This is a genomic window from Sphingomonas sp. RB1R13 (assembly GCF_036663775.1).
Taxonomy (GTDB): domain Bacteria; phylum Pseudomonadota; class Alphaproteobacteria; order Sphingomonadales; family Sphingomonadaceae; genus Sphingomicrobium.
Genome location: NZ_JAXOJM010000110.1, coordinates 1 through 1,056, shown reverse-complemented (window position 1 = coordinate 1,056; position 1,056 = coordinate 1). Strand labels below are relative to the sequence as shown.

Genomic DNA, 1,056 nt, shown 5'->3' with positions numbered 1-1,056 from the left:
CCGAGTAATCCTGTCGTCCGGGGGCGATGACGTCCTCGGACCTACCATTCTGACGCCCCGGCGAGGGTTGCTGGTCCATGGTGGATCAGCGGCCCGGACTGGGGCGTCGTTTATCCGGAGCATACCCCCATGTCTCTCAAGGAATTTGCCGGGCAGCTGCCCGATTTCGCTAAGGACATCCGCCTGAACGTTGGCTCGCTGCTGAACGAGCCGGTGCTGAACGATCAGCGCAAGTATGGCCTGCTACTCGCCTGCGCGCATGGCACGGGGCACAAGCCGCTGGTCGAGGCGGCCGAGGCGGAATGCGCGCCCAAGCTGTCGCCCGAAGCCGCCAATGCGGCGCGCGCGGCGGCGGCGGCGGCGGGTATCCCGCTGACCCGGCGCAACGAAGCGCGGCGGGTGCAGTTCGTGACGGGCCATGACGTCACCGGCGCGCTACCCGCCGACCGCAATATGGCGGCGCTGGCCGACGCATCCGCGACGACGGTGGTGTTCATGCCCAAGCGGACCTTCCCCGCGCTGGCCGACGCGCTGATCGCGCACGGCTTGTCACCCGAGACGCCCGCGCTGATGGCCGAGCATGTTGGCTGCCCCGACCAGCGCCTGACCCGCGCGAGCGTGGGCGAACTCGCCGCGCGACTGGCCGAGGGCGTGTCCGACAAGGCCGCGCTGATCCTCTACGGCCCGCTGATGGAGGATATGTGATCCATCTCGACCTGATCGGCATCGGCACAGGCAATCCCGACCACCTGACCCGCGCGGCGGAGACGGCGATGCGGAACGCCGACCTGATCCTGCTGCCACGCAAGGAAGACAAGGCGGAATTGATCGACCTGCGTCGCGACATCTGCGCACAGGTGCTGGCGGGAACGAGCGTGCGGGTGGTCGAATTCGACCTGCCGGTGCGGGCGGCAGAAGGGGCCTATCTCGATACAGTCGAGCATTGGCACGATGCGATTGCCGAACGCTGGGCGGCGGAGATCGCCGTGCATCTGCCGGGTGGCGGGCGCGTGGCGTTGCTCGTCTGGGGCGATCCGTCGCTGTATGACAGTACGA

General features: G+C 68.1%; 2 protein-coding genes. Both read left to right on the top strand.

The annotated features are described in order from the left end of the window. The first annotated feature begins 129 nt into the window (after positions 1-129). Positions 130-705, top strand: coding sequence for an SAM-dependent methyltransferase (locus tag U1700_RS15330; protein ID WP_332753526.1), 576 nt, complete (start codon positions 130-132; stop codon positions 703-705). After that, positions 702-1,056, top strand: a 355-nt coding sequence (locus U1700_RS15325; protein ID WP_332753525.1) for an SAM-dependent methyltransferase, incomplete at its 3' end; no start/stop codon positions are given. The genes U1700_RS15330 and U1700_RS15325, both read left to right, overlap by 4 nt.